Here is a 6,386-nt window from a genome sequence, read left to right as displayed (position 1 = left end):
GCTCCGGGCGACGAGGTCTACGGGCGACCCCGCAAGGACCGCATCGGCACGTTCGCCGAGGAGCTCGCCGTCGACCAGCACGACCTCGCGCCCGCGCCCGCGTCGACCACCGTCGAGGAGGCGGCATCCCTGCCCCTCGTGGCGTTGACCGCGTGGCAGGCGCTCGTGGAGCGGGCCGACGTGCGGCCCGGGCAGACCGTGCTGATCCACGGCGGYGCCGGCGGCGTCGGGTCGATCGCCATCCAGCTCGCCAAGCACCTCGGCGCGATCGTCGCGACGACGGCCGGCGCCTCGAACGCCGACTACGTGCGCGGCCTCGGCGCCGATATCGTCATCGACCACCGCAACCAGGACTTCGAGTACGAGCTGCACGACGTCGACATCGACCTGGTGCTCGACAGCCAGGGCGGCGAGACCCTCGAGAAGTCCATCCGCGTCGCACGGCCCGGGGGCCGGGTCATCGGCATCGCCGGTCCGCCCGATCCCGGCTTCGCACGCGAGCTCGGAGCGAGCCCGCCGCTGCGCCTCGCGATGCGGGCCCTCAGCAGCGGGGTGCGGCGCCGGGCGCGACGCCGCGGGGTCGACTACTCGTTCCTGTTCATGCGCGCCGACGGCGCCCAGCTCGAGCGCATCACCGAGCTCGTCGACGCCGGCATCATCGCGCCGCAGGTCGGCCGGGTCTTCCCGTTCGCCGAGACGCCCGAGGCGCTGGCCGCGCTCGAGCGCGGAGGCATCCGTGGGAAGGTGGTGGTGAGCGGGAAGGACCGGACACGTGCAGCATGACGCACCGCCCATCGGCCGCCGTGAGCGCAACAAGCAGCAGAAGCTCGAGCGCATCACGGCCGCCGCGACCGAGCTGTTCAGCGAGCACGGCGTCGACGAGGTCACGACGCAGCAGATCGCCGACCGCGCCGACGTCGGCGCCGGCACGGTCTTCCTCTACGCGAAGTCCAAGGCCGAGCTGCTGCTGCTCGTGCACAACGTCAAGTTCGCCGACGCGATCGAGCGCGGTGAGGCCGCGGCATCCGGGATCACCGACCGGCTCGATGCCCTCATGGCCGTCGTGAGCCCGATCGTCGAGTGCAACCGGGTGCAGATCGAGAACGGGCGCACCTACCTGCGCGAGCTCGTCTTCGGCGACCCCGAGGAGCCGCACCACCGCGAGGGACTCGTCCTCAGCGCCCGCGTCGAGGCGGCGTTCGTCGACGTGCTGCGGCGCGATGAGCGCATCAGTGCAGCGGATGCCGCGGCGCTCGCCCGCGCGATCTCGGCCGTCATGTTCATCAGCATCACCGCCACCCTCTACCGCGGCCTGACCGACGAGGAGGTCGTCGGGGTCATCCGCGAGCAGGTCGGAGTGATGCTCTCACCCCGCTGAGCGTAGATTTGGGCACGAACGAGGAGGTTCGCGTGAGCACCGTTCGTGAGTCCAGCACTTCCACCGCCGCCAGCGCCGAGGGGGCCGTCGCCGCCGGATCAGCTCCCGAGGTCGACGCGCAGCAGTCGCGCGCGGTTGCCGAAGCGGCCCGCGAACAGGACTGGCGCAAGCCGAGCTTCGCCAAGGGCCTGTACCTGGGGCAGTTCGACCTGTCGCTGATCCATCCGCATCCCCGACCGGATCCAGCCCGCCGCGAGCGCGGCGAGGCGTTCCTCGCGGCGCTCGAGACGGTGCTGCGCGAGGTCGACGTTGCGCGCATCGAACGGGAGGCGCGCATCCCCGACGAGACCTTCCAGGCGCTCGCCGACATCGGGGCGTTCGGCATGAAGATCCCGGTCGAGTACGGCGGCCTCGGGCTCGGGCAGTGGTACTACAACCGCGCGCTCGTGATGATCGGGTCGGTGAACGCCAGCCTCGGCGCGCTGCTCTCGGCGCACCAGTCGGTCGGCCTGCCCGAGCCGCTCGTGCTCGCGGGCACCGAGGACCAGAAGCGCGAGTACCTGCCGCGCTGCGCGGCGGGGGCGATCAGCGCCTTCCTGCTCACCGAGCCCGAGGTGGGCTCCGACCCCGCCCGGCTGCGGGCCACCGCGGTGCCGACCGAGGACGGCACCCAGTACCTGCTCAACGGCACGAAGCTGTGGACCACCAACGGGGTCGTCGCCGAGTTGCTCGTCGTCATGGCGCGGGTGCCGAAGTCCGACGGGCACCCCGGCGGCATCAGCGCGTTCATCGTCGAGGCGCGCGCCCCCGGCATCACGGTGCACCGCCGCAACGCCTTCATGGGCCTCCGCGGCATCGAGAACGGGCTGACCTCGCTGCACGACGTGCGCGTGCCGCGCGAGAACCTCATCGGCCGCGAGGGCCAGGGCCTGAAGATCGCGCTCACCACCCTGAACGCCGGCCGCCTGGCGATCCCGGCCATCTGCGCCGGCGCGGGCAAGTGGAGCCTCAAGATCGCCCGCGAGTGGTCGCGCGAACGGGTGCAGTGGGGCCGGCCCGTCGGCGAGCACGCCGCGGTCGCGCACAAGGTCGCGTTCATCGCCGCCACCACGTTCGCCCTCGAGGCCGTGGTCGACCTGTCGGGGGTGCTGGCCGACGAGGACCGCAAGGACATCCGCATCGAGGCGGCGCTCGCAAAGATGTGGGCGTCCGAGATGGGGTGGCGCATCGCCGACGAGCTCGTGCAGATCCGCGGCGGCCGCGGGTTCGAGACCGCGGCGTCGCTGGCCGCCCGCGGCGAGCGCGCCGTCGGGGCCGAGCAGGTGCTGCGCGACATGCGGATCAACCGGATCTTCGAGGGCTCGACCGAGATCATGCGGCTGCTCATCGCACGCGAGGCCGTCGACGCGCACCTCACCGCCGCCGGAGACCTGATCGACCCGCACCTCGAGCTCTCCCGCAAGCTCAAGGCCGCCGCATCCGCCAGCGGGTTCTACGCCCGCTGGCTGCCGCAGCTCGTGGCCGGCAAGGGCGACCTGCCGACCTCCTTCGACGAGTTCGGCCCGCTCGCCGCGCACCTCCGCTACGTCGAGCGCACCAGCCGCAAGCTCGCCCGAGCGACCTTCTACGKGATGACGCGCTGGCAGGGCGCGCTCGAGCGCAAGCAGGGGTTCCTGGGACGGGTCGTCGACATCGGCGCCGAGCTGTTCGCCGTCTCGGCCTCGTGCGTTCGCGCCATGATGATCGCCGCCGACACCCCCGAGCACGGCAAGGCGGCCTACCAGCTCGCCGACACGTTCGCCGAGCAGTCCCGGCTACGCACCGAACGACTGCTCGACGGGCTCTGGCACAACACGGATGCCGCTGACGAGCGCCTCTCGGAACGGGTGCTCGACGGCGCGTACGAGTGGCTCGAGGACGGGATCCTCGACCGCAGCGAGGGCACCGGCCCGTGGATCACCGAGGCGGTGCCGGCCGACGCGTCCGAGAACGTCGCGCGCCGCGTCATCCGCTCGCCCTAGGGGGCTCGGCGCGAGCGTCCCGCGAGTCTGCGTTCGCGTGAACGCAAGCCCGTTGTGCACCCATCGAGCCCGCGCGTAGCTTCCACCCCAACAGACCGGGATGGAGACTGCGATGACCGTGGACGATTCGACCCGCCGGCCGGTACTCGACCGGTTGACGAAGGCGGCCGGCTCCCCCGGCACCGGAGCCTACGTGGGCGTGCTCAGCCTCGTCGTGCTCGCGGCATCCGGCGCCATCGGCCTCGCCCTGCGCACGCCGTGGCTGTTCCCGAGCCTCGGCCCGACGGTCATGCTGATCTTCGGCGCCGCCAAGGATCCGTCGTCGCGACCGCTGAACGCCGCGGTCGGGCACGGGGTCGGCATCGCCGCCGGCCTGCTCTGCCTGATCGTCTTCGGCATGGACGGCCAGCCGTCGGCGCCCGACCAGGGCCTCACCACCGGATACCTCCTGGCAGCTGCGTTCTCCGTGGCCGTCACGGCGTTCGTGCTGAGCGCCCTGAAGCTGCCGCATCCGCCCGCCGGAGCCACCACGATGATCATCAGCCTCGGCGTGATCGCCGACCCGATCGGCATCCTCTCGATGGCGTCGGCCCTCGCGTTCGTCATCATCGCGGGCTGGGGGCTGAACATGCTGCTCGGCATGAGTCCGTCCCGCCCGGAGGGGTGAGGCGCCGCCTGCAGCATCCGGGAATACATGCTCAGTCATGTTGTTTACCTTTCTCGAACGACCGCAGAAAGGCGGACCCCATGCAGTTCGGCATCTTCAGCGTCGGCGACATCGCCCCCGACCCCACCACCGGCACCACCCAGAGCGAGGCGGAGCGCATCAGCAACCTCGTGCGCGTCGCGCAGCGGGCCGACGAGGTGGGCCTCGACGTGTTCGCACTCGGCGAGCACCACAATCCCCCGTTCGTGCCGTCGTCACCGCCCACGCTGCTCGCGCACATCGCGGCGCTCACGGAGCAGATCGTGCTGAGCACGTCGGTCACCTTGATCACGACCAACGACCCCGTGAAGCTCGCCGAGGACTACGCCATGCTCCAGCACGTGGCGAAGGGCCGGCTCGACCTCATGGTCGGTCGCGGCAACACGGTGCCCGTGTATCCGTGGTTCGGCAAGGACATCCGCCAGGGCGTCGCGCTGGCGCTCGAGAACTACAACCTGCTGCACCGGCTCTGGCGTGAGGACGTCGTCGACTGGGAGGGCAGCTTCCGCACGCCGCTGCAGGGCTTCACGTCGACCCCGCGCCCGCTCGACGACGTGGCGCCGTTCGTGTGGCACGGCTCGATCCGCACTCCCGAGATCGCCGAGCAGGCCGCCTTCTACGGCAACGGCTACTTCGCGAACAACGTGCTCGCCCCGAACTTCCATTTCAAGCCGCTCGTCGACTTCTACCGCGACCGGTTCGAGCACTACGGTCACGGCACTCGCGACCAGGCGATCGTCGGCCTCGGCGGACAGGCGTTCATCGCGAAGCGCTCGCAGGACGCCGTCGCCGCGTTCCGGCCGTACTTCGAGGAGTACCCGCTCTTCAAGGGCAGCTCGCTCGACGACTTCATGGCCCGCACGCCGCTCAGCGTGGGCAGCCCGCAGGAGGTCATCGACAAGACCCTCACGTTCCAGGAGGGGTTCGGCGACTACCAGCGCCAGCTGTGGTCGCTCGRCGGCCTGGCGCTCCCCGTCGAGGTCGCGCTCGAGCAGGTCGAGCTGCTCGGCACCGAGGTGGTGCCCGTGCTGCGCCAGGAGATGGCGGCGCGGCGCGCACCTGGGGTTCCGGATGCCCCGACGCACGCGAGTCTCGTCACCGCGAAGTACGGCGACTCGGAGCCCCGCCAGCCGCGACCGAACCCGAACCGCGGCGACAACCTGTCGGGTGCCTCGCCCTACCAGGACAGCGACCYGAACGCTCCGGCGCGCTTCCCCCTGGCGGCGTGACCGTGGCGCACGACGCCCGGCTCGCGAACGAGGCCTGGGAGGCGTACTACCGCGCCCAGGCCACGATCGCCCGCGAGCTCACCGACGCCGACATCTGGGAGGGCCTGCTCACCCGTGAGTACGCGGTGCTCTTCGCCCTCTCGTCGGAGCCCGACGGGCTCAGGATCACGGAGCTCGGCGACGACGTGCTCATCACCCAGCCCGGCATGTCGCGCCTCATCGTGCGCCTCGAGGCCCGCGGCCTCGTCGAACGGGTCGACGATGCCGCCGACGGCCGGGCACGCCGCATCCGCCTCACCCCAGACGGACTGGCCACCCAGCGCCGCGTCGGCGCCGGGGTCGCCCGGCACGTCACCGAGGCGCTCGGCCGCGCCCTCGATCACGACCAGATCGTGATGCTGCGCGACCTCAGCCTCGCCCTGCTCGCCGGCGCCTCCGGCCCCTCGGCCGAGGTGCAGCAACTCGCCATGCGAAGGAACCTCTCATGACCAGCACTCCCATCCACACGCCCGATCAGCTCGCAACGGATGCCGCGAGCCGGCCCCTGCGGCTCGTCGTCGTCAGCGCGGGCGTGAGCGACCCGTCCACCACACGGCTGCTCGCCGACCGGGCCGTGCAGAAGACGATCGACCTGCTCGGCGAGGCCGGGATGCCCGCGACCGTGAACGTGATCGAGCTGAGCGGGCTCGCCGTCGAGATCGCGCAGGCCATCGTGGCCGGATTCCCCGGCGTGCGCCTGCAGGCCGCGATCGAGCTCCTCGCCGGAGCGGACGCCGTCATCGCGAGCACCCCGGTCTACAAGGCGGGCATCAGCGGGCTGTTCAAGTCGTTCGCCGACGTGCTCGACAACGACCTGCTCATCGCCAAGCCGGTCATCCTCGCGGCAACGGCGGGCACGCCCCGTCACGCGATGGTCGTCGACGAGCAGCTGCGCCCGCTGTTCGCGTTCCTCCGGGCGATGCCCATGCCCACGTCGCTCTTCGCGGCGCCCGACGACTGGGGATCGACGACGCTCGGCGACCGCATCGCCCGCGCGGCCACGGAGCTCACGC

Annotated in this window: 7 protein-coding genes; all 7 read left to right on the top strand. The window is 71.5% G+C overall.

Annotated features, from left to right (window positions below):
* On the top strand, window positions 1–783 hold a 783-nt coding region (locus AC1DY2_RS13215; protein ID WP_476762847.1), incomplete at its 5' end, for an NADP-dependent oxidoreductase.
* Entirely contained in the window at window positions 773–1,378 is a 606-nt protein-coding gene (locus AC1DY2_RS13210) for a TetR/AcrR family transcriptional regulator (RefSeq protein ID WP_476762846.1), read from the top strand. The genes AC1DY2_RS13215 and AC1DY2_RS13210, both read left to right, overlap by 11 nt.
* A gap of 32 nt (window positions 1,379–1,410) precedes the next feature.
* A complete protein-coding gene (locus AC1DY2_RS13205; RefSeq protein ID WP_476762845.1) occupies window positions 1,411–3,399 on the top strand; it encodes an acyl-CoA dehydrogenase family protein in 1,989 nt (662 codons plus the stop codon).
* Between the two features lie 112 nt (window positions 3,400–3,511).
* On the top strand, window positions 3,512–4,066 hold the full coding sequence (locus AC1DY2_RS13200; protein ID WP_476762844.1) for an HPP family protein: 555 nt from the start codon (window positions 3,512–3,514) through the stop codon (window positions 4,064–4,066).
* A gap of 80 nt (window positions 4,067–4,146) precedes the next feature.
* On the top strand, window positions 4,147–5,334 hold the full coding sequence (locus AC1DY2_RS13195; protein WP_476762843.1) for a CE1758 family FMN-dependent luciferase-like monooxygenase: 1,188 nt from the start codon (window positions 4,147–4,149) through the stop codon (window positions 5,332–5,334).
* Window positions 5,331–5,822 carry a MarR family winged helix-turn-helix transcriptional regulator gene (locus AC1DY2_RS13190; protein ID WP_476762842.1) on the top strand — a complete coding sequence of 164 codons (492 nt, stop codon included), beginning with the start codon at window positions 5,331–5,333 and terminating at the stop codon, window positions 5,820–5,822. Before AC1DY2_RS13195 ends, AC1DY2_RS13190 begins: the two co-directional genes overlap by 4 nt.
* Window positions 5,819–6,386: CE1759 family FMN reductase (locus AC1DY2_RS13185; protein WP_476762841.1), on the top strand; the 568-nt coding region annotated here is incomplete at its 3' end. The genes AC1DY2_RS13190 and AC1DY2_RS13185, both read left to right, overlap by 4 nt.

The sequence above is a fragment of the Agromyces sp. P1_H4 genome, from assembly GCF_056405255.1.
Note: the sequence above shows the minus strand (reverse complement) of the source record. Positions and strands in the feature narration are given on the sequence as shown.

What these genes read in the sequence shown, in the direction of transcription:
- AC1DY2_RS13200 (WP_476762844.1), top strand. Translation starts at nt 3,512, where the DNA reads ATGACCGTGGACGATTCGACCCGCCGGCCGGTACTCGACCGGTTGACG.